Source organism: Paraburkholderia sp. UYCP14C, assembly GCF_004197395.1.
Lineage (GTDB): Bacteria > Pseudomonadota > Gammaproteobacteria > Burkholderiales > Burkholderiaceae > Paraburkholderia.
Genome location: NZ_SELS01000031.1, coordinates 67,339 through 92,596, shown reverse-complemented (window position 1 = coordinate 92,596; position 25,258 = coordinate 67,339). Strand labels below are relative to the sequence as shown.

The 25,258-nt window shown below is 61.0% G+C and carries 25 protein-coding genes and 1 pseudogene; 11 read left to right on the top strand and 15 right to left on the bottom strand.

All coding sequences use genetic code 11. From position 1 onward, the window contains the following. The 3 genes from EVC45_RS46205 to rpsU form a co-directional block, all read left to right on the top strand. The coding region (locus EVC45_RS46205; RefSeq protein ID WP_211193476.1) for a hypothetical protein at positions 1-215 on the top strand (215 nt) is incomplete at its 5' end. Positions 216-697: 482 nt separating this feature from the next. Next, positions 698-964 (top strand): translation initiation factor IF-1, encoded by a 267-nt coding sequence (infA, locus tag EVC45_RS25885; protein ID WP_129961077.1) that lies wholly within the window; start codon positions 698-700, stop codon positions 962-964. A gap of 107 nt (positions 965-1,071) precedes the next feature. Beyond that, positions 1,072-1,284, top strand: coding sequence for a 30S ribosomal protein S21 (gene rpsU, locus EVC45_RS25880; RefSeq protein WP_013090247.1), 213 nt, complete (start codon positions 1,072-1,074; stop codon positions 1,282-1,284). 180 nt (positions 1,285-1,464) lie between these two features. Here rpsU and EVC45_RS25875 read toward each other — a convergent pair whose 3' ends face one another. Next, positions 1,465-1,749, bottom strand: coding sequence for a hypothetical protein (locus EVC45_RS25875; RefSeq protein WP_129961076.1), 285 nt, complete (start codon positions 1,747-1,749; stop codon positions 1,465-1,467). Between the two features lie 605 nt (positions 1,750-2,354). Between EVC45_RS25875 and EVC45_RS25870 the strand changes: the two genes are divergently transcribed. From EVC45_RS25870 to EVC45_RS46880, 6 genes and pseudogenes are all read left to right on the top strand, one after another. Next, complete coding sequence (locus EVC45_RS25870; protein WP_129961075.1) at positions 2,355-2,642, top strand: hypothetical protein; 288 nt, start codon at positions 2,355-2,357, stop codon at positions 2,640-2,642. Between the two features lie 1,156 nt (positions 2,643-3,798). Next, the gene (locus EVC45_RS25865) at positions 3,799-4,038 is read left to right on the top strand and encodes a hypothetical protein (RefSeq protein WP_013090251.1); all 240 of its coding nucleotides are present in this window, start codon (positions 3,799-3,801) and stop codon (positions 4,036-4,038) included. 62 nt (positions 4,039-4,100) lie between these two features. Beyond that, a complete protein-coding gene (locus tag EVC45_RS25860; protein ID WP_008919201.1) occupies positions 4,101-4,316 on the top strand; it encodes a hypothetical protein in 216 nt (71 codons plus the stop codon). A gap of 700 nt (positions 4,317-5,016) precedes the next feature. Then, entirely contained in the window at positions 5,017-5,463 is a 447-nt protein-coding gene (locus tag EVC45_RS46890) for an RsbRD N-terminal domain-containing protein (RefSeq protein ID WP_248295252.1), read from the top strand. Between the two features lie 24 nt (positions 5,464-5,487). After that, positions 5,488-5,598, top strand: a pseudogene (locus EVC45_RS46885) (hypothetical protein); the annotation flags it as partial. Between the two features lie 18 nt (positions 5,599-5,616). After that, on the top strand, positions 5,617-6,096 hold the full coding sequence (locus tag EVC45_RS46880; protein WP_248295253.1) for a sensor histidine kinase KdpD: 480 nt from the start codon (positions 5,617-5,619) through the stop codon (positions 6,094-6,096). A 366-nt stretch (positions 6,097-6,462) separates the two neighbouring features. On the opposite strand, the gene EVC45_RS25850 is transcribed toward EVC45_RS46880, so the two are convergent. Further along, positions 6,463-8,001 (bottom strand): FAD-dependent oxidoreductase, encoded by a 1,539-nt coding sequence (locus EVC45_RS25850; RefSeq protein WP_129961074.1) that lies wholly within the window; start codon positions 7,999-8,001, stop codon positions 6,463-6,465. 108 nt (positions 8,002-8,109) lie between these two features. Here EVC45_RS25850 and EVC45_RS25845 point away from each other — a divergent pair, with 108 nt between their 5' ends. Continuing rightward, positions 8,110-9,045, top strand: coding sequence for an AraC family transcriptional regulator (locus EVC45_RS25845; RefSeq protein ID WP_129961073.1), 936 nt, complete (start codon positions 8,110-8,112; stop codon positions 9,043-9,045). A gap of 31 nt (positions 9,046-9,076) precedes the next feature. On the opposite strand, the gene EVC45_RS25840 is transcribed toward EVC45_RS25845, so the two are convergent. The 13 genes from EVC45_RS25840 to EVC45_RS25780 all read right to left on the bottom strand — a co-directional run bounded on the left by EVC45_RS25840 (position 9,077) and on the right by EVC45_RS25780 (position 24,043). After that, a complete protein-coding gene (locus tag EVC45_RS25840; protein ID WP_168991533.1) occupies positions 9,077-10,408 on the bottom strand; it encodes an MFS transporter in 1,332 nt (443 codons plus the stop codon). Positions 10,409-10,451: 43 nt separating this feature from the next. Beyond that, the gene (locus tag EVC45_RS25835; protein WP_129961071.1) at positions 10,452-11,012 is read right to left on the bottom strand and encodes a heme-degrading domain-containing protein; all 561 of its coding nucleotides are present in this window, start codon (positions 11,010-11,012) and stop codon (positions 10,452-10,454) included. Between the two features lie 29 nt (positions 11,013-11,041). Further along, positions 11,042-12,214, bottom strand: coding sequence for a dihydrodipicolinate synthase family protein (locus EVC45_RS25830; protein ID WP_129961070.1), 1,173 nt, complete (start codon positions 12,212-12,214; stop codon positions 11,042-11,044). Next, positions 12,117-13,841, bottom strand: a complete 1,725-nt coding sequence (locus tag EVC45_RS25825; protein WP_129961069.1) for a GMC family oxidoreductase — start codon at positions 13,839-13,841, stop codon at positions 12,117-12,119. The genes EVC45_RS25830 and EVC45_RS25825 overlap by 98 nt, the downstream gene beginning before the upstream one ends. A gap of 10 nt (positions 13,842-13,851) precedes the next feature. Next, positions 13,852-14,631 carry a 3-ketoacyl-ACP reductase gene (locus EVC45_RS25820; protein ID WP_129961068.1) on the bottom strand — a complete coding sequence of 260 codons (780 nt, stop codon included), beginning with the start codon at positions 14,629-14,631 and terminating at the stop codon, positions 13,852-13,854. A 30-nt stretch (positions 14,632-14,661) separates the two neighbouring features. Continuing rightward, complete coding sequence (locus tag EVC45_RS25815) at positions 14,662-15,768, bottom strand: ABC transporter ATP-binding protein (RefSeq protein WP_129961067.1); 1,107 nt, start codon at positions 15,766-15,768, stop codon at positions 14,662-14,664. 3 nt (positions 15,769-15,771) lie between these two features. Further along, positions 15,772-16,665, bottom strand: a complete 894-nt coding sequence (locus EVC45_RS25810) for a carbohydrate ABC transporter permease (RefSeq protein ID WP_129961066.1) — start codon at positions 16,663-16,665, stop codon at positions 15,772-15,774. A gap of 29 nt (positions 16,666-16,694) precedes the next feature. Continuing rightward, positions 16,695-17,669 (bottom strand): carbohydrate ABC transporter permease, encoded by a 975-nt coding sequence (locus EVC45_RS25805; protein ID WP_129961065.1) that lies wholly within the window; start codon positions 17,667-17,669, stop codon positions 16,695-16,697. Positions 17,670-17,747: 78 nt separating this feature from the next. Further along, positions 17,748-19,004, bottom strand: coding sequence for an ABC transporter substrate-binding protein (locus EVC45_RS25800; protein WP_129961064.1), 1,257 nt, complete (start codon positions 19,002-19,004; stop codon positions 17,748-17,750). Between the two features lie 89 nt (positions 19,005-19,093). Continuing rightward, complete coding sequence (locus EVC45_RS25795; protein ID WP_129961063.1) at positions 19,094-20,635, bottom strand: aldehyde dehydrogenase family protein; 1,542 nt, start codon at positions 20,633-20,635, stop codon at positions 19,094-19,096. Position 20,636: 1 nt separating this feature from the next. Beyond that, positions 20,637-21,419 (bottom strand): enoyl-CoA hydratase/isomerase family protein, encoded by a 783-nt coding sequence (locus EVC45_RS25790; protein WP_129961062.1) that lies wholly within the window; start codon positions 21,417-21,419, stop codon positions 20,637-20,639. After that, positions 21,412-23,004 (bottom strand): acyl CoA:acetate/3-ketoacid CoA transferase, encoded by a 1,593-nt coding sequence (locus EVC45_RS25785; RefSeq protein WP_129961061.1) that lies wholly within the window; start codon positions 23,002-23,004, stop codon positions 21,412-21,414. Before EVC45_RS25785 ends, EVC45_RS25790 begins: the two co-directional genes overlap by 8 nt. A 19-nt stretch (positions 23,005-23,023) precedes the next feature. After that, on the bottom strand, positions 23,024-24,043 hold the full coding sequence (locus tag EVC45_RS25780; protein ID WP_129961060.1) for a Gfo/Idh/MocA family protein: 1,020 nt from the start codon (positions 24,041-24,043) through the stop codon (positions 23,024-23,026). A 116-nt stretch (positions 24,044-24,159) separates the two neighbouring features. Here EVC45_RS25780 and EVC45_RS25775 point away from each other — a divergent pair, with 116 nt between their 5' ends. Then, a complete protein-coding gene (locus EVC45_RS25775; RefSeq protein ID WP_129961059.1) occupies positions 24,160-25,221 on the top strand; it encodes a LacI family DNA-binding transcriptional regulator in 1,062 nt (353 codons plus the stop codon). Positions 25,222-25,258 lie beyond the last annotated feature (37 nt).

Below are 25,258 nucleotides of genomic sequence, written 5' to 3'. Positions count from 1 at the left end.
TCTTCAACATCAACTACTCCAGTTTGGATCACACGTTTTACCCCAACTCTGTGTCCAGAAAAACCGGAGCCGCCGCAGCCGCTACCGGTTCTATTCGCTCGACTACTTCAAAAGTGAAGAGCACGCCTTGCAGCACTCAACCCAATGGGCACTCAACTGGATCGATACGCGCGGTTAAAGACGACGCCACGGTTCAAAACACCCAGCGCATCTGAGTCACCAGGGGTGCAACAATACCCGCCCAAACATCACGCAGGATCCCGAACTGTGCATCACCGGCACGCATGGCTGACAACACTCCCTTCTTCTGGCCCCGCCGGTAGTGGCAGGGCACATGGCGTCTTCGGCTACAATGCGGGGCTAGTGCGCTTCGCACAGCACCTAAAACACGCGCGTTGGTTGGTCGCGACACTTCCTTAATTGATAGTCCAGTGAGGCAAGCGATAGCAGCGGTCGCTGGACTGCACGCCCCGACTCGCATCCGGCCGGCATTGCGAGCCGCAGTGTCTGACCGATCGGCCTCGTGTACCTAATTCTCGGCCCGGCCACGCGGTGCCCATGACTTCCAGGACGCAAGGGCTGCCCAGCGATTTCATGCCTTCCACTTCCGCGCGAGCGTGTATCCAACAACGCTCGCGGCCTCTTCCTCAATGCGGCATCTGAGCCCATGTCACGCCAATTGATCAGGAGCCTTTGAATGGCCAAAGAAGAACTGCTGGAACTCGACGGTATCGTTGACGAAGTGCTACCAGACAGCCGCTACCGAGTCACGCTCGACAATGGCGTGGTGGTAGGGGCGTACGCGTCCGGTCGGATTCGCAAGAATCATATTCGCATCCTTGCAGGCGATCGGGTAACGCTTGAACTCTCGGTGTACGACCTGACGAAAGGCCGAATCAATTTTCGGCATAAGGATGAACGGAGCGGCGGCGCAACGCAAAGAGCCGCATTTCGCCGTCGTTGATAGCGCGATATGCGACTGTCGGCTGTGCCCCGTCCCTGTGCCACGACGCTGCGTGCACATCCGCATCACCATTCGCAATTGCTTGCGGATCTCAACCAAGGAAAAAATTGACTACCGTAATTCTGAAACCCGACGAGCCCGTGGAAGTTGCATTGCGCCGTTTCCGTCGCGCGATCGAGCGCACAGGCCTGATTCCGGAACTTCGTGTCCGGACAGCCTATGAAAAACCTACCGCAGAACGCAAACGCAAAAAGGCTGCTGCAGTGGCACGCCTGCGCAAGCAGATCAAACGGTCGTTGCCGCCGAAAAAGCGGTACTGACCGGGAACTGCCGGGCGGCCATGCTGAAGCGGCCGTCTATGCGGACTGTGCGTGGCATCTCCCTGACAGGCAGGGCCACTGGCACGGGATCCCCTCAAAAGCCGGGTCAATGTGAACACAGCCGCGTGCTCCGGTTGCTCACGGTTATCGTGCCGCACCGAATTGCTGTGGCTGGAGCACTCAGGCCGCTTCCCAGATAGTGCGTTCAGATCCGTCACCGTCAATCAGCATTTCGGCGTAGGCCACCGACGCGCGCCTTGCGTCGCCGGCACTCTCGAAAGGCCGCTTGCCGGGCACACGGAATAAGCGGGCTCGGGGGCTGTCCGTCACGACATCCGGGTCGCTGATGCGAATCGAAGCATCGAATCCTTCCTCGTAATTGTGACCATATCCCGGTTGAGTCGTGCAATGCGGATACACGAGCAGGGAAATATCGAAACCTCGATAATGGCGAGTGGTTGTCATCAAGAAATTCCTTTGGACCGCAGCACGCAGCCGGTTTTTTTATCGTGCTACAGATCTGGCTGAAGGCGATATACCAAACGCCAGACGAGCCGCACCGACGGCGGCGAAGTGACCGGAACGAAGTTTGTCGGCTGGATATCCGGTACACGAGTACGCGAGCTTCGAGTCTCACATCGGCAAGGGCTCGCTCAGGCGGCATTTCGTTTTCGTTTGCTCGATCGCGCCGCGCTGCCCCGAGTCCACGAAGCATGGTCACTGCCATGCCTCACCTCGCATTCGCTAGCCCATGTGCGGACAGCCTTCGTCATTTGTGTGACGACGCCGGTATCCGGGGCCTGCCTCATTGCGTGTGCCCCCCGGCCGTCGCTGCGGTGGCGCCCTGAAGAAACTGCTACGTAAGCGTGGACGTGGAGCGAGGCTGATAGCTGTCGTCAGGTCGTCGAAATCAACGTGATAACGGTGCGGACAGTCGCCTGCTTTGAAAACCTTGAGTTTCAACATACGCGCCACAGTACCTTCGGTCAATGCAATTCTGGTAACAGTCTTGGCCGCCCGACGCTGCCCGTTCCACGGTATAGTGGGTCCTCCCCTGCGGAGTGGCCACCATGCCGACACACCCGTTTCTTCTCTACAAGGGGTACGAACTTCATCCCCTCGTATTTCCCCGCACTTTCAGTCGCTTTGACGCGCATTCCCGTTACGCCGAAGGTTATGACATTGCGGTGCGGATATGTCGTCCGGCGGTGACAGCAACCCCCGCCGCAAGCCGGGTCTTCAGGCTCAACCAGCCGCATGCGTTCTCCGACTTCGGTACGGCAAGGCGAGCCGCCCGGCAGCAGGGAAAGGACATCGTCGACGGAAAGGTGAGTGGCGCTTCGGTCATCGACATATGAAAACGCTGCTGAAGCGCGGCTTTAACTGATGTGCCCAGGCGACGGGTCGCTCTCTGCCTGGTCGCCGATCTAACTGTCGTTGCATCAGAAAGGTGGCCAGTGGCTGAGAGCGATCTTCTGCATGCCACGTGCTGGCCGTCGGCCGCGCGTCCCAAACGCTGACCGACATTTCCTGCGCCGCGAAGCAAACCTTCTGTCGCGAGCGTTCGCGAGAGCCTGACGCGGGCTCCGCTCAATTAGCACTCCATGCGCACGGAGATGCGGGTGTGCGCATCAGTTCGCATGCCTGAATGAATGTCAGGTCGGATTGGCCGCCGCCCCCTGACTGGGCCAGCGCGTAGTCCTTGTCGACGGGAGGCTCGTCCGCTGGCACGTCCACCCGTCGGTCGCCTCCCTGCGTGTATCGATCCATCAATCGGAGCGCCCTATGTACTGGATGATCCTGTATCGGGGTTCCGAGATTCACATCGTACAGATCCTCGGAAGGATCTGTACGATGACACAACCGGAACCTGCATGGACGAGGACGAACTGTTTGAGTTCGACAGTATCGTTGATGAAGTCCTATCGGATGCCGATTCCGTGTCGCGCTCGACAATGGCGTGGTCGTGGGTGTGTACGCGTGGGCCAGATGCGTCGTTTCGCGGTGGTTGAACAGTTGAAGCGGAGACTTCCTGACTCGCATGTCGAAATGGCGCATTGTGCGTCGCTACCTGACGAGCCCGAGAAGAGAAGCAGTCGGATGCGGATCATCGGACTACCACAGTCCACCGGCACTACGGTCATAAGTACCGAGCTGACTTGCACGTCCCCCCGTGCTTTTCCGACGGCGCCCAAAGCACGGGTTCTTCTGTACAAATCCATCAATGGGCGTAGCATGAGATCTGCGCTCGACCTGCAGCCGTTCCCGGCATCCTGATAGTTGCTTCACTCCGCGGAACCGGACTTTCCCGCTTTCACCCATGACCACTCGACGTGGCCGAACGTGTGAAGCGCTGCCGATGCAACGGCTCACATCTCTACGCTTCCTCTCCTGCGCCGTACGGTGATGCGGCCTTCAAGGTGCCTCATGACAACGCGGTCCCGTCTCTACCGCGGGCTGGACCTTCGCCCGCTTGTCGTGGACAGCGCGCCATTGCACACATTGGAGTTTGATATGCAAAGGAATGACCTGCTGAAATGGATCCGGTGCAATGGCTCGGGCATCGTCGACCAGTTTCTGCCGCCCGGCGCGGAGGCGGAACTGGATAGCGTCATCCGTGACTGTCGTCACGAGGTCAATTCAGACGCCTTTCTGATGTTCGTGTCGATTCGTGCGTTGCTGCGTGAACACGGCATGACAAGCTGCGAGTCGGATTACGAGGCCGGACAGATCATGGCCAGGCTTAGCATCTGAGTCTCGCTTTTCGACGCCCCTATGCGACAGCGCAATCGGGCGACAACCCTGAAGGAACCCCTATGCGCTTCAATTCCACTTTAATCGTTGTCGACCCGACACCGCGTAGGGCCGACGGGGAGTACATGGCTCACGCGCGCATCAGCGGCAGCCGTGCGGACGGCACCGGGTACGAGATTCACTCGAGCGGCGATCTGGCCGGCTTTGACGCACGCGAGGACGCGATAGCGTATGCGAAGAACTGGGCGCAGGACTGGCTGGAGGCGCGCTTCGGCTGACAGACGTCTCGCATACAGATGCAACGTGAGAGCGATTGATCTGGAGGCGGACCATTCGCGGTTAGCGGGGCGGGGCCGAGTCGGACAGCAACTACCACTCGATGAATGTATCGCAGTCGTCAGCTCGTTTCAGTAACGTTGCCTTTCGGACATCAACGCGCACCTCATTACGCCGCTTGGTCCTGATATGCTGTACGGTCAGTACCGCGCGCCTCGCGCGTTTCGCTGACCGCTTCAGGGAAGCCGGCGCTGCGCCCATCGTTGGTGCTTAACTGAGGGTTCGGGTGCAAATGAGGCGGCATTAGCTGCGAGTGGAGCAGCATCGCGATTGTCTAACGCTTTGGACAAGGTTGAAGTCAGCACGTGGATCCAGAGGAACGAACTGGCGATGGTCGAAGGCGAAATGGTTAGACGGCAAAGGCTACAGCACAGGTTATCTGCATCGATCGATTCCCACATAAGACGGCCTATCGGCTGATCGCCAGTGTCTGACGCCGCCCCGCCGCGATCCAAGGCGACGAACCGGTCACTGCCTACCTATGTTGCCCAAGAAATCGAAAAACCCACTTACCCCAAAAAGCGGATGACCTTTGCGGTCCGGGCAGCGACCATCGAAAGAGCATTCCGGAACGGCCGGATCGGGGTCGGGTACGGCCGATTGCATCGGGCGGCGTGCGGGCCGTCAACGACCGAGGGAATCATGAGCCTGTCGGACTTCATTGAAACCAATCTTTCTGCGCTGGTTGCCGACTGGACAGAATATGCGCGCACAGTCAGCCTGAAGGACACCCGTCTCACCGAGACTCAGTTGCGGAACTCGGCTTGTGACATCCTGATGTGGATTGCGGCAGATATGCGCGAACCGCAAACTGACGCGCAGCAGAAGGCCAAGTCGTACGGCGATCGGCACGATGCACAATCCGCTTTGGACAGGGTTGCCCGCGAGCACGCGGACGATCGTCTTGCGCATGGCTACGGGATCAACGACGTGGTAGGGGAATACCGTGCCCTGCGCGCGAGCGTGTTGCGGGAATGGTTACAGACGTCACCGGACCGCGCTGCGGTTTTTCAGGAGATGATCCGGTTCAATGAGGCTATTGATCAGATGCTCGCGGAATCGGTCCGGCAGTATGCGCAACGCACGTAGCGCATCCGGGATCTGTTTGCCGCCGTGCTTGCGCATGACCTGCGTTTCCCTCTCGGTGCGATATTGAATTCGGCGGAGATCGTTTTGCATGACAACGGTCTGTCACCATCCACCGTGAGAGCAGTGGCGATCGCGCAACGGGGCACTGTGCGCATGAAAGAGATGATTGACGACCTGCTCGTTTTCACACGCGGCAGGCTGGGCGACACGTTGCCAGTTAGTTTGGCTCCTCAGGATATGGGGCGTATCTGCAGCGATGCGGTGGATGAGGTGCGCGCCTCGTACACCGACGCGGTCATCCGGCTGCATCTGACGGGCGACCTGCAAGGCACTTGGGATGGAACCCGCGTCGGGCAAATGATCGTCAACCTGCTGGTGAACGGCGTTTGCTACGGTTCGGGTGAGGTGGCCGCCGAAGCCGTCGGGCGCGACGAAAACGTGACTGTCGTTGTCTCGAACGAAGGTAACCCGATACCGGAAAGAGCGCTGCGCACGCTGTTTGATCCGATGACTCGAGCGAGCCTTCACAATCGGGAGGGACTGCGGCAGGCATGGGCCTTGGTCTCTACATCTGCCGCTGCATTGCCAACGCGCATCACGGAACCATTGGTGTTGAATCGCTCGGTGGGGTGACCGCTCCTACGCGAAAGCAGCCATCGTTGTGACACGAGTTCGGAGGCAGTCGGGGGTCGAACTCGGCCGACTGCAGTATGCCTCGTTCGCCGATAAGCTTTCGCTCGCTCTTTCTGGCAAGCGCCCCCGCCCGGTGGTATTTCTGGTGGTATCTGCACAGGCAAAATTCCGCAAACATGCTCCAGCAAAGCGATAGCAGGAATTTTTCGATTCCGGCCCTGGCACCATCAGTTGTTCCGGCAAAGGCCGAAGTATTCCGAAAAACCCCGCGAGATCCAGGTCTTGCGGGGTTTCTTATTTCCAGGCAGTCCGGTGCCGACACCCACTAGCGCCCATTGAACAGCGCCCCCCATCTCCCGTCTCCGCTTAGCTTGGTTCGACAATCCGATTCACCATCGCCGGCGGCCCAAAGCTATGGCACAACGATGCCCCCACCCGCAAAGCTTGCGCGGCGATCGTCAACGCCGGATTCAACGCGGCGGACGATGGAAAGAAGCCGGCATCGACAACATAGAGATTGTCGTGGTCGTACGCCTTGCACAGCGGATCCAGCGGCGACGACGCCGGATCGGCGCCAAAACGCACCGTGCCACATTGATGCGACGGCGTGTCCTCGCCAAATCGGCGGCTCACGACCAACGGAAATCCTGAGCGCCGCAATATTTCCTTCGTCTTACTGACAAGTCGCGCGTGGGGTTTCAGGTTCGTGCGTTTCCACAAGAGCCTGATCTCGCCCTGTTCCGTCAGCTCGATCCGGCTGTCGGGATCCGGCAAATCCTCGGACATCGCATACAAATCGACGCTGTGGTCACTCAGGTATCGAAGCGCCCGCTGTGGCATATAAGGCATCGCGCCACGCAGCATCGCTTCGCGAATCTTGCCGAGCATCTGGATATTGCCGAGCGGCCAGTCGTCGTGATCGCTCGCATAATAAAAATCGTTGACGGAAAGCGTTTTCGGAAATCGGGTGTCGTTCACACGGCGCGGATCGATCGCCAGTATTGCCGTGCAGTTGTGGTTCATGTAGTACCGCCCCACCGCTCCCGACGAATTCGCGAGGCCCCGCGGCATGCGCGAGTTGGCTGACGCGAGTAGCAAGGCGGCGCTATTGATTGCGCCCGCAGAGAGAATGAACGTGTCGCCCGTCACGGTCTTGCGCCCTTCGCGCGATTCGACTTCCGCCGATACGATTCTTTTCCCCGTCGCGTCCGTGACGAGGCGCGTGACGCGCGCGCCGGTCATCAGCGTGACTGAACCGCGCCTCAAAGCCGGACGCAACAGACATTTCTCGGCGTCGCCTTTTGCATCGATGCGGCAAGGAAAGGCATCACAGGTTCCACAACGAATGCAGCCTCCTCCAGAGCCCAGATCGATCGAGCTCGGCATAGGGAAAGGATGCAGCCCCTGGCGCGCGAAGTCGCGACGCAGCTTCGCAATCGCGGGTTCATCCGGTACCGGCGGATGCGGATAGGGCCGAGAGTGAGGCGGCTCCGTCGGATCGGCGCTCGAGTCTCCCCTGATGCCAAACAGCGATTCGGCGAGGTCGTAGTAAGGTTCCAGGTCAGCGTACGAGATCGGCCATGCCGGAGAAATGCCCTCCTCGTGCTGCACCTCTCCGAAATCCGCCTCTCTGAATCGAAACATCGCTGTCCCGAAGAATTTCGTGTGTCCGCCGACGAAATAGTACTGACCAGGACGATACCTTTGGTTCGCGCGGTTCAGCCAGGTTTCGCGCGTCCGGTAACGAAGCTGTCCGAACACGGCTTCGGCATCCCAGTTCTCCAGCTCCCGCGGCAGATTTTCTCCGCGTTCGATGACCAGTACGCGCGCGTCCGTCTGCGCCAGTTGCCACGCAACGGCGCTCCCTCCTACACCCGAACCGATGATGACGACGTCGGCATGCATTGCAGTCTCCATATCGTTTATCGCTCTCGCAGTTGCAGTGTCCAGATCCTAGCTCCCGCCGTGCTCAGGAAGCGATACAATCCGGACGTTGTATTTGCGTATCCGGACATGAAGCCAGCATACGAACACGTCACGATGGACGCCGGGTGTTCCATCCGGGTCTACCACCGCAAGCTCGCCCGCCTCCCGTTCGAATGGCATCACCATCCGGAGTACGAACTTACGCTCACGATGAATAGCCGCGGCAAGCGCTACATCGGTGATTCGGTTGCCGACTATGAAGGCAACGACCTCGTGCTCGTTCCGCCGGATCTGCCGCACACATGGGCTTCGAACAAGTCGATCGACGCCGCGGCACCGCAGGTGGCGATCGTGATCTGGTTTAGCGGCGACTGGGCCAGACGAATCGCGGACTGCTGCCCGGAATACGAACCGCTGCGCGCGCTGTTGCGCCGGGGCGCATCCGGCCTCGCCTTTTCACCGGAAGTCGGATTGGCCGTGAGCCAGCAGCATGAAGCGCTGCTATCCAGATCGCCGAGGCAACGCTTGAGCGCCGCGCTCGATCTGTTGTGCCTACTGGCCGACAAGGACGCGACGCCACTCGCTTCCCCGGCCGCCTTCAACCAGGGGCAGGTGGGCCGGCCGTCGGGCCACGAACCCGAACGCCTGAATCGCGCGTTGAGCGTCATCGACGCACGATTTGCCGAGCGCCTGACGCTGCAGGAACTGGCAGCAGCGGCGACGCTGTCCGAGCGCACACTCAACCGGTACTTCGTTCAGCACCTGGGCGAGAGCGTCGGCAAATACCTGAATCGGGTGCGCATTGGCCACGCGTGCCGGATGCTCGCCACCACGTCGTGGCCTGTCTCCCTCATTGCTTCGCGATCCGGGTTTCCGAACGTCGCCAACTTCAACCGGCAATTCCGCGCCGTGAAGCAGACGACGCCAGCCGCTTATCGCGAAGCGTTTGCGGGAACGAACCCGGCCCCCGAGGATTCGTCGTCCCTCGAAACCAGGTCACCTTCACTGGAAAAGCATCGGTAGACGTCATTCAGGCGCTACGGCAATTCATGGTTCATCCGGCGAGATCGCAACCTCGCGTCTCTGGCGCAAAGAACGTCGACAGGAAAGTCACCCCCGCCAACACGACGATATAGGTTGCGATTGGCCAATACGCGCCGCCCGACCAGCCAATCAACGCCGCCGCAATGAATGGCGCGACGCCCCCCGAGGCCACCGCCGCGAACTCCTTGCTGACCGCGACACCGGTATAGCGATACCGAGCACTGAACAGTTCAGGGAAATACGCACCCTGAATGCCGTACATGCCGAACACGCCAACGCCGATTGCCACGCTCATGCCGAAAATGATCCACACGGGATCTTTCGTGTTGAATAGCCAGAACGCCGGAAACGCCCATGCGCAGGTGAAGAGCGCTGCCAGCCGATACATGATCCGGCGGCCGAACCGGTCGGACAGCCAGCCCATCAGCGGGATCGTCACTACGGCCAGACCGGCCGCAATAGTGATGCCAAGAGTACCGACCGACTTGTCGACGAGCAGCACCTTCGTCAGGTAGCTGAGCGCGAATACCTGATACAGGTACGACGAACCGTTCTCGCCCACGCGCAACCCGAAGGCCACGAGCAGCGTACGGCGCGAATCGGTCAGCAGATCGCGTACAGGCTGCTTGCTGGTATGCCCTTGTCGCTGGATCTCCTCGAACACCGGACTCTCCTTCACGCGCATCCGGATCACGATGCCCGCGATCACGACCAGCGCGCTGAAGAGAAACGGAATGCGCCAGCCGTACGCGTAGAAAACGTCCTTCGGCAAATGCTGCACCCACGTGAACATCGCACCGGCCAGCAGGATGCCGATGATGCAGCCCGCGAACGGCAGCGCCGCATAGAAGCCGCGTCGCTCGGCCGGCGCGAACTCGGAGACGATCAGCGAAGCGCCCGCCTGCTCCGCACCCGCGCCAAAGCCCTGCAACAGCCGCAACGCCACGAGACCCACCGTCGACCACACGCCCGCAGTCGCATAGGTTGGCAGCAGGCCAATGCAGAACGTCGAGCCGCCCATCAGCAGCACGGTCGCAACCAGCACGACCTTGCGCCCGAGCCGGTCGCCGAGCCAGCCGAAAAACAGGCCGCCTACAGGTCGCGCAAAGAATCCCGCCGCGTAGGCACCGAAGATTGCGAGTAGACCCGCCGCCTTGCTGAGCCCAGGAAAGAACAGATCGGCGAAGATCAGCGCGGACGCGGTCCCGTAGATACTGAAGTCGTACCACTCCATCGCGCTGCCGGCCGTGCTCGCTGCAATCACGCGGACCAGATCGGCGGTGCCTGCCTTCCCGGCTGTGTGCATGCGCGGCGCCACGCTGCGTATTGCATTCGCTTCCATGAAAGCGTCTCCTCTGTCGTTCGGGTTTGATGACGTGTGTCGTTCAGGCGCTGGCCGCGCGCCGTTCGGACAGATGGCCCGTGTGCGGTCGCGGCGCATCCGCGGCATGCGACAGGATCGCGTTGAAATGCGGCACGCCCAGGTGCCAGCACAGCGCCTCCACCACGAGTTCGTGATCGGCCACGTGATCGAGGCCCGACACGCACATCGCACCGACGATGCCCTCGTTCGCCACCCGTAACGGCACACCGCCGCCAAAGGCCGTGAAGCGCTGCTCCGGCAGACCCAGCGACGCGAGGCGTTGTTCATTCCGTTCCAGCATCACGCCCACCTCGAGCGAACTGCGCTCAAAGTGGAAGACGGTGTTCTCCTTACGCCGGATCCAGTCGACGTTCTCCGCATTGCTGCCTTCGAGCGCGCAGAAATACAGCGGTCGATCCGGCAGCGCGACACCCACCGCAATCGGCAGGCTGCGGCGTCCCGCGATGTTGACGACTATCTCTCCCAGCCTGCGCGCGACCTCCGCATTGAAGACCGGCAGCTGCGTGCGCCGTGCCTGCTCATCGAATGTTTCGTTCCGCGTAGTCTCATTGCGTCGTGCCATTTCCTGTCTCCTCGGCTCAACGACCGCTATCACTGCGACACACCCGCGCGCACGCTCAGCAAGCGCGCCATACGCTCGGCTGCCAACTGCGGCCGGATCAACACGCCTGCCGCGTCCGCCTTGCGGAACACCTCCGCAAAATGTTGCACGGACCGTGCGGACTCCATGCCGCCCGCCATCGAAAAATGATCCTGATGGCCGTTGAGCCATGCGAGAAACACGACACCCGCCTTGTAGTACTGCGTGGGCGCCCGGAACAATTCGCGCGATAGCGCAACCGTCGGATCGATCAGCTGACGGTATGCACTCGTGTCTCCAGCCGCGAGCTTCGACAATGCGCGCGATGCGACTGGCGCGATCGGATCGAAGATGCCGAGCAACGCGTGCGAGTGGCCGGTGCTGTCGCCTGCAATGAGTTCGCCGTAGTGGTAGTCGTCGCCGGTAAACATCACGACGCTCTCAGGTAACTGCGATCTCAGTTGCCGCTCGTATTCCGCGTTGAGCAGCGAAATCTTGATTCCTTCGATCTTGTCCCGATGAAGACGGATGATGTCGAGCACGGTTGCCATCGCCGTCGTTACGTCGCGGCTGCCCCAGTACCCGGAGAGCGAAGCGTCGAACGCATCGCCGAGCCAATGCAACACGACCTTGTTGCGCGACGCGGAGATCACCGCGTCATAGACCTGCTTGTAGTCGTCGGCGGAACGCGCTGCCGCACATAGCGCGCGGCTCGCCATCATGATCGGCCGGCCGCCTGCCGAGTCGATCACCTCGAACTGCTCCTGATAGCCCGCGACAATGTCTGCCAGCGTATGGTCACGCGCGCCATCGAGATGATCGGTACCCGCGCCGCAAGCCAGATCCGCGCCGGGGATGCCGCGCGCGTGCGCGATACTGCGCCGGATCAACTCCGCGGCTGTCGGCCAGCCGATGCCCATGCCGCGTTGCGCGGTATCCATCGCTTCGGCCACCTTGAATCCCAAGCCATACAGGTAGCTGCGAAACTCAAGCGTAGCGTCCCAGTCGACTCGTGGCGCATCACCCCAAGGCTCATAGGCATGCGCGGGGTCGACGACCACGTGGGCCGCCGCATAGGCGATCCGGTCAAAGGTCGGCGCGGTGGACGGCGGAAGCTGGTCTTCCTGCTGCTGCATCGCGTATTCCAGGATTGCTCCGTCCGATGTAGGCAGTTTGATCTTCATACGATCCTCTCGATGTTGAGGGTTGAATGATCATGTCGGCGGCTTTCTCGGCGACCATGATCGTCGGTGCATTTGTGTTGCACGAGGGCAGATACGGCATGACAGACGCATCGACGACTCTCAAGCCATCGATTCCAATCAGACGCAGGTCTGGCGTGACCACGCTGTCGGGGTCATCGGATCGTCCGATGCGGCAGGTACCGACAGGATGGTGATCGGTCTTCGCATTCGCGCATGCGTATTCGAACAGTTCCTGATCGGTGTTCACGCGCGCGCCAGGCAGAACTTCGCTTTGTACATAGCGCCTCATCGCAGGGGCGCGCAGGATGTCGCGCGCCAGTCGCAGACCCTTGATCGCCATGTCGCGATCGTATGGATCGGACCAGTAGTTCGGATCGAGCAGCGGCGCGGCGGCGGGGTCCGCGCTGGCAAGCCGGACCGTGCCGCGCGAGCGCGGACGAAGATACGCGGTGTTCAGCGTGACACCGGCATTGTTCAGCTTCGCCATGCCCGCTTCGATTCCGGACCCAAGGCCGAGATGAAACTGGATGTCGGGAGAGCGGTCGCGCGCGTCGCGATCCGCATACCAGAAGCCGCCGGTTTCGAAGAGACTCGACGCCACCGGTCCCTTCTTTAGCAACAGATATTGCAGTCCGGCCCACGCGGCGTTGTGCAGCTTGTTGTACTTGTCGTAGGTGTGATCGCCCGTGCACTCGGCGATAACAAAGAGGTCGAGGTGATCCTGCAAATTCGAGCCGATGCCACGAAGATCGTGGATTGGTTTGATACCGACCGACTGGAGATGATCGGCGGGGCCGATGCCCGACTGCATCAACAGTTTCGGTGAGCCGATCGCGCCCGAAGACACGATGACTTCACGCGACGCACGCACGATTTGCGGATCGCGGCTATCGCCAGTCACGTACTCGACACCCGTCGCGCGGATTCCTTCGACGATCACGCGCAGCGTTCTCGTCTGCATGCAGACCGTCAGATTCGGCCGTCCGAGCACGGGGCGGATGAAACCTGCCGCCGTCGATGACCGCCGCGCATCCAGTTGCGTTAGCTGGTAATAGCCGAGACCTTCCTGGGTCGCACCGTTGAAGTCCGGATTGAACGGAATGCCGAGTTCCTGACCGGCCTGAAAGAACGCCTCGCAGATCGGCAACGGGCTGATCGGATTCGATACACCGAGCGGTCCGCCATAGCTGTGATATTCGTTTGCGAAGCGCTGGTTATTCTCGGATTTCTTGAAGTAAGGCAGCACGTCGCGATAAGACCATCCCGTCGCGCCCGCTTTCCGTTCCCAGTCATCGTAGTCGGCGGGAACGCCGCGCGTGTAGATCTGCGCATTGATCGACGATCCGCCGCCAATCACTTTCGCCTGCGTAAAGCGCAGCACGCGATTGTTCAGATGCTTTTGCGGCACCGTGAACCAGCCCCACGAACCAATGCCGCGCGTCATCTTGGCAAAGCCGGCCGGCATCGAGAAGAACGGGTGGCGATCCGAACCACCAGCTTCCAGAAGCAGAACCTTGATCGAGGGATCGGCGCTCAGGCGATTGGCCAGTACACAACCCGCCGAGCCGCCGCCCACGATCACGTAGTCATATGTCGTCGCTTTCATGGCGTCTGGCTCAGAATGTTGGGATGGACAGGCCGCCATCCACGTTGACCACGCTGCCTGTTCCAAACGGCAGCAGACCGCCGGCAAGCGTCGCGACCACCTGCCCCACTTCGTCGCTTTCACCCCAGCGTCCGGCGGGCACCAGGCCCTCGCGGAATCGCGCCTCGTATTTCTCCGCGACGCCTGCCGTCATCGGGGTGCGGATGATGCCGGGTCTTACCTCGAACACGCCGATATTCGCTTTAGCGAGTCGAAGGGCAAAAAGCCGGGTAATCATGGGCAGCGCCGACTTCGACAGGCAATATTCGGCACGCTCGGTCGATGCCATCTCGGCCGAAACGGAAGAGACCGTGACGATTGCCCGCGCAAAGCTGGAGGACGTCGAGACCATGTGGCGGGCGACGGCCTGCGACATGAAGAACGTGCCGCGCAGATTGACGCCGAGCACGGCATCGAATGCTTGCGGCGATACGTCGAGCAGATCGCCGCGGCTCGGCGAACCGATGCCCGCGTTGTTGACGAGGCATTCGATGCTTCCGTTGAAGCGCACGGCTTCCTCGACGACGTTGTCATGCGAAGCGATGTCACTGAGATCGCTCTGAATGAACAGCGCGTCCTGACCTTCGTCGCGCACGAGCGCGCAGGTCGTCGCCACGTCCTCGTCGTTCACGACATCGGTCAGCACAATGTCGAAGCCGCGCCGCGCGAGCGCGACGCAGATCGACCGGCCAATACCGCGTCGCGCACCCGTTACCAATGCGGTCGGAAACTTTCCAGCTATCTTGCTCATGGTTGCACCATCTATCGTTGCGCTGGGGGCTCAGTGAATCCGGGCTTCCGTATCGGTGTCGAACAGCACGAGCTTCGACAGGTCGACGCGCAGTTCACATCGTTCTCCGGACCCGTGCGGCAGGTCGGCGCCGAGCCGCGCGGAGACTTCCATGCCGCCGAGATCGAGCACGGCCAGCGTGTCGGGGCCCGTCGGTTCGAGCACGTTGATCGTGACGGGGACGGTGCGCAGCGCCGACGTGGCACGCTCGTTTTCCACACCGATCGCCTCGGGCCGCAACCCCGCGATCACCTCTTTACCGATGTAGCGTTCGACAGCAGCGGGTTGCGGCGGCAACGCAAGGTCGATGGCCTTCTGACCTTCCCCCACTTTCAGATGCAGCGCGCCATTCATACGCTCGATGCGCGCGGGAATCAGGTTCATCGAGGGTGAGCCCATGAAGGTCGCGACGAATGTGTTGGCGGGCGTGTTATAGACCTCGGCGGGCGTGCCGAGCTGTTGCAGCACGCCGCCCTTCATCACCGCAATGCGCGTAGCGAGTGTCATCGCTTCGATCTGGTCATGCGTGACATAGACGATGGTCGCGCCCAGACGCTGATGCAGCTTCTTGATCTCGGTGCGCATATCGACGCGCAGCTTTGCATCGAGGTTCGACAACGGTTCATCGAACAGGAAGATCTTCGGATGACGCACCAGCGCGCGCCCCATCGCGACACGCTGGCGCTGACCACCGGATAGCTGGCCCGGACGCCGGTCGAGCAGGTGCTCGATCTGCAGCAGACGGGCGGCGTCTTTCACCGCCTTCTCGCGGTCGGGCTTCGAGACTTTGCGCATCTCCAGGCCGAAGCTGATGTTCTGGCCGACGGACATGTTCGGATACAACGCATAGCTCTGAAACACCATTGCGATATCGCGCTCGCTCGGATGCAGGTCGTTGACCTTGTCGTTACCGATACGGATTTCGCCGCCCGACAGCGTGTCGAGTCCGGCAATCAGGGAAAGGAGCGTCGATTTTCCGCAGCCCGATGGTCCGACCAGAACCAGAAAATCGCCATCTTCTACATCGATGTTGATCTCCTTGAGAATTTCCGTGGAGCCGTAGGCTTTGCGAACATTGGATACGTGCAGAGAAGACATGATTTACCCCTTGACCGAGCCGGCCATCAGACCGCGTACGAAGTAGCGACCACCGATCACATAGACGAGCAGCGTCGGCAGCGCGGCGATCATGGCCGTGGCCATGTTGACGTTGTATTCCTTGACCCCTGTCGACGTATTGACGATGTTGTTCAGCGCGACGGTAATGGGCGCGAAGCTGCCCGTTGTGAACGAGGCGCCGAACAGGAAGTCGTTCCAGATGTTCGTGAACTGCCAGATCACCGTGACCGTGATGATCGGCACCGAGTTGGGAAGCAGGATGCGGAAGAAGATACGGAAGAAGCGCGCGCCGTCGATCATCGCGGCTTTCACGAGTTCATCGGGAAACGCGACGTAGTAGTTGCGGAAGTACAGCGTCGTGAAGCACAAGCCATAGACAACGTGCACGAACACCAGCCCGCTGATCGATTGCGCGAGACCCACCTTGCCGAGAAACGACGCCATCGGAATCAGCACGATCTGGAACGGGATGAAGCATCCGAACAGCACCAGTCCGAACAGCAGGTTGTCGCCTTTGAAGCGCCATTTGGTCAGCACGTAGCCGTTCAGTGCACCGAGCAGCGTGGAGATCGCCACGGCCGAGAAGACCATCCGGAAAGAATTCCAGAAGAAGCCTTTGACGCCGGAGCATTCCAGTCCCACGCACGCCGACCCCCACGCTTTCTCCCATGCATCGAGCGTCCACTGGTGCGGAAGCGCGAGGATATTGCCCGAATAGACTTCGGGCAGCGGCTTGAACGACGTCAGCAGCATCACGAGCAGCGGTACGAGATAGACCACCGCTACGATTGCCAGTAGCGAATAAATGACGATTCGTGACAGGTAGTTATGCTTGCCCACCACCATCTGGGGTGAGTCCCATGTTCTGGTAGCCATCGTTGTCTCCTGAGGGCTGTCGGTTGAGTTCAATGGCCGCCGCTCTTACGGCGCGGTCGCATTTCGGAGTAGAGGTACGGCACCATGATTGCCGCCACCGTGCACAGCATCATCACCGCGCTCGCCGCGCCCATACCGAGTTCGTTACGGGTGAAGGTGAACGAATACATGAACGTGGACGGCAGTTCGGTCGAGTAGCCCGGGCCGGCGCCGGTCAATGCAATCACGAGCTCATAGCTCTTGACGGCGAGGTGCACGAGAATCACGAATGCCGATACGAACACGGGCCGCAACTGCGGGATGATGATTCGCCGATAGATCGAAGGCATGCGGGCGCCGTCGATGGAAGCGGCCTTGACCTGTTCCTGGTCGATGCCGCGCAGCCCGGCGAGAAACATCGCCATCACGAAGCCCGACGCCTGCCACACAGCGGCGATGACGACGGTATAGATCGCCATGTCGTCGTTGACGATCCAGTCGAACTGGAAGCTCGACCAGCCCCAGTCATGGAACAGCTTGGCCAGGCCCAGCCCCGGATTGAGAATCCATTTCCATGCGGTACCGGTGACGATGAACGACAGCGCCATCGGGTAGAGGAACAGCGCCCGCAGACCGCCTTCCGCGCGAATCCTTTGATCGAGCAGAATCGCGAGCCCGAGACCGATCGCCATGCACAGCACCACATAGAGCGACGCGTAGATGCCGAGGTTGCCGATCGCGACATGCCAGCGCGGGTGCTCCCACACGCGGCCATACTGAAGCAGACCGGCCCAATGGAAGTTGGGGAAAGCGCGTGACCGGGTGAACGAGAGCACCGTCGTCCACGCGATAAAGCCGTAGACGAAGATCAACGTAATGATCAGCGTCGGGCTGAGCACGATCTTGGGGAGAACCGCTTCAAATCGGTTTCGCAACGTCGATCGTTTTCGCGTCGGACTATCGCCCGAGCCGTTGGTCAGATCTTCAAGGGTGGTCGCCGCATGGGCGCGATTGTGCAATAGCATGGCAACACCTACCGTCGGAGATGACGGGCCTCGCGGAGCACCGCGTACGGTGCCGCTTCCGCATGAGGACCAGTTGGCTTACTGCGAGTTCTTCACTGCCGCGACGAGTGCCTTGACGGCATCCGCGGACGACTGATTCGAATTGAAGAAGTGCGTGACGACGTCATAAACGGCGTTCTTCGGACCGTCGGGCATCGCATGTCCGTGCGCGAAGCTGCCGACCATCGAATCAGTCTTGAGCGCCGCGCGCATGTCGTTCATCGACTTCTTGCCGCATTCGTCGAAGCCGTCCTCCGGCACGTCGAGCCGCGCGGGAATCGAACCCTTGATCTGGTTGAATTTCGCCTGGACGCCTTTGTCCATGATGGTCGACGCGAATGCGTACTCGCCCGGCAGACTCGCGTCGCCCTTCTTGAAGCCCGCAAACTGATCGGTGTTGAAAATGAAGTCACCATCGGTTCCCGGATAGTTGAAGCAGAGATAGTCGACATTCGGCTGCTTGCCCGCCGATGCAAACTCGCCCTTCGCCCAGTCACCCATGATCTGCATCGCTGCCTTGCCTGTGATCACCATCGACGTCGCCAGATTCCAGTCACGGCCGGGGAAGTTCGGGTCGACCATGCCGCGCAACGCACGCATCTGGTCGAAGGCCTTCTCCATCGTCTTCGAGCCGAGTGCGCTTGGGTCGAGCTTGACGAGCGCCTGCTGATAGAACTTCGGGCCGCCCGCCGACATCACCGCGCTATCGAAAATCGTCGCTTCCTGCCACGCCTGGCCGCCGTGCGCGAGCGGAACGTAGCCGGCTTTGCGGATCTTGTCGGCGTCCGCGACGAGTTCGTCGAATGTCTTCGGCGGCGTGAGTTTCAATTGATCGAAGATCTTCTTGTTCGCCCAGATCCAGTTCGTGCGGTGCACATCGACAGGTGCGGCGACCCAATGACCATCCACTTTCGAGAACTTCTGGATCGGCGCGGGCACGAGCTTGTCCCAGCCTTCCTTCGTGGCGACGGCATCGAGATTCTGCAGGTAGTCCTCCTGCGCATACTCGGGGATCGTGAAACCGAGCATCTGGATCGCATCGGGCGGATTGCCCGATGCGACGCGAGCCTTCAGCACCGTGCGCGCGGCTTCTCCGCCGCCGCCCGCGATCGGGCTATCTTTCCATGCATAGCCCTTTGCCTTCAGGCCGTCCTTGAGGACCGTGAGTGCCTTGGCTTCGCCGCCGGAAGTCCACCAGTGCATGACTTCCACCGTTTTCGTGTCGGCCGCGGCAGCGGACAGCGCGTGGCAGGCAACGAGGCCGACAGCGATTGCAGCAATACGCTTCTTGAACATTTTCGTCTCCATGATGAGGCTCTCTTGGCGGGCTTTATTTGTGAACTCCACGGCGGGCATGCCGGGGAGCGATCTGGGTAGCTTCGTGATCAGTGGGCTTGACGCGGCAGCCACCAGTTCTTGCGCTCTCCGATGTGCAACTGGATCGTCTTCGTCTCGGTGTAGTCCTCGACCGCCTGCTTGCCGAGTTCGCGTCCCACACCGCTCGACTTGAATCCACCGAACGGCAGTTCGGGGTAACCGTCGAGGAAGGTGTTGACCCAAACGGTTCCCGCATCGACGCCGCGCGCGACAGTCAGGCAGGTGTTGATGTCGTTGCTCCAGACGGCAGCGGAGAGCCCATAGGCCGTGTCGTTTGCGATATCGATCGCGTTCTGCGTGTCCGAGAAAGGAATGATCGCGAGCACAGGGCCGAAAATTTCTTCGCGCGCGATGCTCATGTCGGGCGCGACATCGCTGATGACAGTCGGCTCCAGATACAGGCCATTCGCGTCATAGCGTTTGCCGCCCAGGCGCAGCCGCGCGCCTGCCGCAACGCCCCTGTCGATGTTGCCGAGAATCTCGACCAGCTGGTTCTCGCTGACGATCGCGCCGATCTTGCATTCGGGATGCAGCGGGTCGCCAACCGGCACCTGGCGTGCGCGCTTGACTACCGCCTGCGCGAAGCGCTCTGCAATCGATTCATGCACGAGCACCCGGCTTCCGCTGTTACAGCATTCGCCAGCGTTGAAATACACCCCGAACACGACGGCATCGATCATCGCGTCCCAGTCGCAATCGGGGAAGACGATTTGCGGATTCTTGCCACCGAGTTCGAGCGCGACCTTCTTCAGCTTCTTCGATGCAAGTCCGCCAAGCAGGCTACCCACGCGCGTCGAACCGGTGAACGACAGCATGTCGATAGCGTCGTGCTCCGCGAGCGGCTGTCCGACGGACGGACCTTTTCCCGTCACTACGTTGACGACGCCCTTCGGGACACCGGCCTGTTCGAGAATCTCCATCAACATGACGGTCGTGCTGGACGTGAGCTCACTAGGCTTGACGACGCACGTGCAGCCTGCCGCGAGTGCGAACGGCAGCTTCTGGGAAAGAATCCAGAGCGGAAAATTCCACGGCGTGATAAGTCCGACGACGCCAATCGGCTGGCGCAGCACGATGCCGAGCATGTCTTCGCCGAGCGTGTCGTATGCGTCACCGCTCGTCGTGCGGGCAAGACTCGCTGCGTATTGCCAAAGATCGATGCAGCCGGAAACTTCGCCGCGTGCCTGCGCAAGCGGCTTGCCCGTTTCGAGCGATTCGAGCAGCGACATCCTGTCGACGCGTGCCTTGATGCCGTCAGCGATTGCGAGCAGAATCCGCGCACGTTCCGCGCCCTTGAGCTTCGGCCATGGACCGTGACGGAAGGCGACGTCAGCGGCCTTGATCGCTCGCTCGACGTCCGCCGGCGTCGCTTCAGGAAACGAGCTGACAACGTGACCATGCGCGGGACTGCGGCGCTCGAAGCGCTGCTGGTCCGCTGATTCGGTCCACGCTCCGTCGATGTACATGCGGCCGTTGAAAGCTTCGTGCGCGGGTGCTTTGTCGCTTGCCAGAAGCGCAGTTGCGGCGGGAATTGCGGTGTCGTAAGTCATGTCATTGACCCTCGTATTGCGCTGGGCGCCGTTCACGGAAACTGGCCATGCCTTCGCGGGCGTCGTGCGTCGACGCGGACAGCGCGCCCGCTATGGCTTCGAGCGTTGCGCCGGCCGCGAATCCCGCGGCGGCGTTGATCAGTTGCTTCGTCAGTTGCACGGAGACGGGCGCGAGCGTCGCGATCTTTTCAGCGATTGCGACAGCTGTAGTGACCGACTCTTTCGGCGCGGAGATTTCGTCGATCAAACCGATCGCGTACGCGCGTTGCGCATCGATCCGCTTCGCGGTCAGCGCGAGCGATTTCACGTGGCTCGGGCCAAGCAGCGAAACCAGCCGTTGCGTGCCGGACCAGCCCGGGCAGGTTGCGATGCTCGCTTCGGGAAGCGCGAACGTGGCAAGCGGATCCGCGATGCGTACATCGGCCACCGCGGCCAACTCGAGACCGCCGCCGAATGCCGGACCGTTGATCGCCGCGACGACCGGCAGACGCAATGCAGCCCAGCGGTCGAAGATGCGATGGCCGCGCGAGACCCATACTCGCCACATGTCGAGCGGAGCGAGTGCAGACCACTGGTTGATGTCCGCGCCCACGCAGAATGCGCGCTCACCAGCGCCTGTCAGCACGACAGCACGCACGTCTGGATCGGACTCGAGCTGCGCAGCCGCAACTTCAAGTTGATCGAGCATCTCCGGCGTCAGCGCATTGAGCTTCTCCGGGCGATTGAGCGTGACGACGGCAACCGCGTTGGTCTTCTCGATCTGGATCAATGTCGGGTCAGCCATGACGCGCCTCCTTCAGCTTCAGACCGAACGGAGAGTCAGTGAAAATCGACTCGTCCATGGTCTTCAGGGAGGGGGACACGGCCAGCTCGATATCGCACTGATCGAGCACGTCCTTTTGCAGATCGATGCCGGGCGCGATCTCGATCACTTCGAGACCCTTGTCCCCAAGTCGAATCACGCACCGTTCCGTGACATACAGCGCTTCCTGGCGACGCTTTTGTCCCATGCGTCCGCTGAAGGTCACGTGATCGACATCGGCGATGAACTTCTTCTTGCCCTCCTTCACGATCTTCAGACGGCCATCGCCCACTTCGATCTGTGCGCCCGCCGTGAAATAGCCGCTGAAGACGACGCGCTTCGCATGCGTCGTGATGTCGATGAAGCCGCCGCATCCGGCAGTGAGATACGGCTTGCTCGGCAGCTTCGACACGTTCACGTTGCCGAAGCGGTCCACTTGCAGGAACGACAGCAGCGATACATCGAAGCCGCCGCCCTGGAAGTACACGAACTGTGACGGCGAAGGCATGATCGCGTCGGCATTGCCCGAGCATCCAAAGGCGAAACCGAGCAATGGCACGCCGCCGACGGCGCCTTGTTCGATGACCCATGTGACGTCGTCGCGGTGCCCCTCCTCGAGCAGAACGCGCGGCACGTTTGCAGAGATGCCGAAGCCCAGATTCACCGCGTCGTTCTGCGCGAGTTCCATCGCTGCCCGGCGTGCGATGACCTTGTCCGCGTGCCATTCGGCGAACGCGAACGCACTATCGGGCAGCTTCACTTCGCCGCTGATCTCCGGGTCGTATTCGATCTGCGTGGTCTGCTTCTGCGCGGGATCGACGACCACGTAGTCGACGAGGTTGCACGGAATGTGCACCTGCTGCGTATGCAGCGAACCGGCCTTCACGACGCGCTTCACTTGCGCGATCACGATGCCGCCGTTATTGCGCACGGCCAGCGCCTGATCGCGACCGCCAAGCAGCGCGCCTTCATGTTCGAACGACAGGTTGCCGCGTTCATCGGCGGTCGTTGCGCGCACGATGGCAACGCGCGGCACGAAGTTCTTGTAGTGCAGCCACTCGTCACCCGCGAACGTCACTTTTTCGACGATCGGATATTCGGCCGCCTGTGCGTTCATCGCGCCACCCTGGCGATCGGGATCGACGTACGTGTCGAGTCCGACTTTTGTCAGCACGCCCGGACGCTTCGCCGCGACTTCACGATGCATGTCGAACAGGACGCCGCTCGGCAGGTTGTATGCGCGGATGTCGTTATTGGTAATCAGTTGCCAGATGTCGGGCATCGGCAGGCTCGACGGGCCGCTCGGAAACGAGCCGGCGATGACCGTCTGGATCAGCCCTTTCTTCGCGATATGGTCGATGCCTTTGATGCCGTACATGTCGCCGGCCGCGATCGGGTGCAGCATCGTCAGATTGCGCGGATGGCCTTCCGCCTCGAAGCGTGCGCCGATGGCGGCGAGCATCGCGTCGGGGCAACCCAGACCGCTCGACGAACTGACGGTGACCGTTTCGTCATCGTCGATCAGGCTCGCCGCATGGGCCAATGAAACAACCTTGCTGGAACGCACAGTCAATCTCCTCAAATTTTTATTCGGCAAAACGGGATGGCACCGTCGCGTGCCTGCCTGCTTCGGCGGACTTCATCAGCGACAACGCAGCGACGAGCGAGCGATAGCCGTCGACTCCGGTCGCGGCAGGGTCTTGATCTCCGGAAATGGCGCGATGGAATTGCGCGACGGCGGTGCAGTACAGGTCGCGATGCTCGATCTGGATGTTCTGCATGCCGTCGGCCGTATTCAGCGCGATTTCGCCAACGGGTCGTTGCGTCATCACGTCCTTTGCGAACAGCGATCCCGTCGTGCCGTGAATTTCGAGTCCAGTCGGTGCGAAAGGCACGGTGAACGCGTCGTGGAGTTGCGCGAGCACGCCGTTCCTGAAGCGCACGATCGCCATCACGCCATCTGCGAGCCCCGCGCTCGACATCGTTCCCGACGACGTCATCGCGCTGACCTCGACCGGTTCGTCGTCGAGCAGAAAGCGCAGGGTGTCGATGTCGTGCACGGATATGTCGAGGATCACGCCACCACCCGCTTCGGGGCGTTCGATGCGCCAGCCACGCAGATGCGGCGGCAACGAGACCGCGTGGAAGACGCGCGCGAACAGAGGCGTGCCGATCGCACCGGCACGGATCAGTTCGCGGATCTTCCGGTGCGTCGCGGCGCAGCGCAGGTGATGGTTCGTGCCGAGCTTCACGCCGTGCGACTCGCATGCCTCGATCATTTGCGCGGCTTCGTCCGCGGTCAAAGCCAGAGGTTTTTCACACAGCACGTGCTTGCCCGCCTTCGCTGCCGCGAGCGCTTGCGACAGATGCCTGTCGTTGGTGCTGCTGATGTACACGGCTGTGATGGTGGGATCGGCGAGTGCTGAGCCGAGATTCGTCGAGTGCGAAGGAATCGCGTTCTTTTCAGCGAATCCGCGTGCGCGCTCCGCGCTACCGCTGATTACCGTGACGATCTCGCCGTCGGGCTGCGAGCGGATCGCGTCGATCATCCATTCGTCGGCGATGGTGCTGGCGCCGATCAGCGCCCAGCGGATTTTTGCAGTCATGTCTCACTCCATTGGAACGTTCCAATTTGCGTTCGTTGGATCGTTCCAATGAACTGTAGTAGACTCATTTCGCAGTGTCAAACACTTTTTGGAACGATCCAATTGTGCAGAGCAACATGAAATCAGGCCCGACCATCCAGGACATCGCCGCCGCCGCTGGCGTATCGAAATCGACGGTGTCGCTCGTTTTGCAGGAAAGTCCGCTCATCAAGGCCGAGACGGCGGAAAAGGTGCGCGCGGCAGCTCGCGCGCTCGGCTACGTGTACAACCGCGGGGCGGCGAACCTGCGCGGCAGGCGCAGCACGACGATCGGTATGGTGATCAATGATCTGACCAACCCGTTTTTTGTGGAGCTGCTGGTGGCAATCGAGCGCGTGCTGGCCCAGGCCGGTTATACGACGCTGATGGCTCACACCGCCGAAAGTCTCGAAACACAGACGAGAGTTCTGAAATCCATGCGCGAGCAGAATGTTGCCGGCCTGATCATGTCTCCCGCGCTGGGAACGACGGATGAGTTGTCTGCAGAGATTCAGTCGTGGGGAATTCCGCTAGTGCTCGTCATGCGTCCGATGGGTCCCGATGTCGATACGATCGGCGTCGACAATACCTACGGATTTGCGCTCGCGACTGAGCATCTGATCGCGCAAGGACATACGCGCATCGCCTTCGCCGGCCACCGCAAGGGCTACGCGGTCGCCTATCAGCGCAGACAGGGTTATCTGTCCGCGATGGCGAAGCACTCATTGCCGGTCAATGACGACTGGATCGTCGATGTCCCTTTGACACCGGAGGGTGGGCGCGATGCGGTCCGTGCGATCTTCGACATGAAGCCGCGGCCGACGGCGGTGGTCTGCTACAACGACCAGGTTGCTATCGGCGTGCTGCATGAGCTCGACAGAATGGGCAAGCGCGCGGGCAAGGCGCTGGCGGTCGTGGGTTGTGACAATGTCATCGCGGCTGAGCACACCAATCCGCCTTTGACGACGCTGTTCGCGGGCGCGGACAAGCTCGGCACCATTGCGAGCGAGACACTGCTGGCACGTCTGAGCGAAGCATCGGAAGACGAGAAGCCGCCAGTGCAATATTTTGCGGTGCCGGAACTCGTCGTGAGGGAATCGAGCGTGGGCGCGAAGGCATCTCAGGTCAACGCGGCGGCAAAAGCATCGCGAAAGCGTTGATGTTGGCGAGATGTCAGAAGCCGAAACGTAGTAGAGG

Bases quoted from the DNA above. Each gene is read 5' to 3' on its own strand.
- EVC45_RS25835 (WP_129961071.1), bottom strand. From the start codon at position 11,012: ATGGCACGACGCAATGAGACTACGCGGAACGAAACATTCGATGAGCAG.
- infA (WP_129961077.1), top strand. From the start codon at position 698: ATGGCCAAAGAAGAACTGCTGGAACTCGACGGTATCGTTGACGAAGTG.
- EVC45_RS25865 (WP_013090251.1), top strand. From the start codon at position 3,799: ATGCAAAGGAATGACCTGCTGAAATGGATCCGGTGCAATGGCTCGGGC.
- EVC45_RS25875 (WP_129961076.1), bottom strand. From the start codon at position 1,749: ATGACAACCACTCGCCATTATCGAGGTTTCGATATTTCCCTGCTCGTG.
- EVC45_RS25810 (WP_129961066.1), bottom strand. From the start codon at position 16,665: ATGGCTACCAGAACATGGGACTCACCCCAGATGGTGGTGGGCAAGCAT.
- EVC45_RS25815 (WP_129961067.1), bottom strand. From the start codon at position 15,768: ATGTCTTCTCTGCACGTATCCAATGTTCGCAAAGCCTACGGCTCCACG.
- EVC45_RS25845 (WP_129961073.1), top strand. From the start codon at position 8,110: ATGAAGCCAGCATACGAACACGTCACGATGGACGCCGGGTGTTCCATC.
- EVC45_RS25800 (WP_129961064.1), bottom strand. From the start codon at position 19,004: ATGTTCAAGAAGCGTATTGCTGCAATCGCTGTCGGCCTCGTTGCCTGC.
- EVC45_RS25805 (WP_129961065.1), bottom strand. From the start codon at position 17,669: ATGCTATTGCACAATCGCGCCCATGCGGCGACCACCCTTGAAGATCTG.
- EVC45_RS25825 (WP_129961069.1), bottom strand. From the start codon at position 13,841: ATGAAAGCGACGACATATGACTACGTGATCGTGGGCGGCGGCTCGGCG.
- EVC45_RS25795 (WP_129961063.1), bottom strand. From the start codon at position 20,635: ATGACTTACGACACCGCAATTCCCGCCGCAACTGCGCTTCTGGCAAGC.
- EVC45_RS25860 (WP_008919201.1), top strand. From the start codon at position 4,101: ATGCGCTTCAATTCCACTTTAATCGTTGTCGACCCGACACCGCGTAGG.
- EVC45_RS25830 (WP_129961070.1), bottom strand. From the start codon at position 12,214: ATGAAGATCAAACTGCCTACATCGGACGGAGCAATCCTGGAATACGCG.
- EVC45_RS46880 (WP_248295253.1), top strand. From the start codon at position 5,617: ATGAAAGAGATGATTGACGACCTGCTCGTTTTCACACGCGGCAGGCTG.
- EVC45_RS25840 (WP_168991533.1), bottom strand. From the start codon at position 10,408: ATGGAAGCGAATGCAATACGCAGCGTGGCGCCGCGCATGCACACAGCC.
- EVC45_RS25820 (WP_129961068.1), bottom strand. From the start codon at position 14,631: ATGAGCAAGATAGCTGGAAAGTTTCCGACCGCATTGGTAACGGGTGCG.
- EVC45_RS25870 (WP_129961075.1), top strand. From the start codon at position 2,355: ATGCCGACACACCCGTTTCTTCTCTACAAGGGGTACGAACTTCATCCC.
- EVC45_RS25850 (WP_129961074.1), bottom strand. From the start codon at position 8,001: ATGCATGCCGACGTCGTCATCATCGGTTCGGGTGTAGGAGGGAGCGCC.
- EVC45_RS46890 (WP_248295252.1), top strand. From the start codon at position 5,017: ATGAGCCTGTCGGACTTCATTGAAACCAATCTTTCTGCGCTGGTTGCC.
- EVC45_RS25790 (WP_129961062.1), bottom strand. From the start codon at position 21,419: ATGGCTGACCCGACATTGATCCAGATCGAGAAGACCAACGCGGTTGCC.
- EVC45_RS25780 (WP_129961060.1), bottom strand. From the start codon at position 24,043: ATGACTGCAAAAATCCGCTGGGCGCTGATCGGCGCCAGCACCATCGCC.
- EVC45_RS25775 (WP_129961059.1), top strand. From the start codon at position 24,160: ATGAAATCAGGCCCGACCATCCAGGACATCGCCGCCGCCGCTGGCGTA.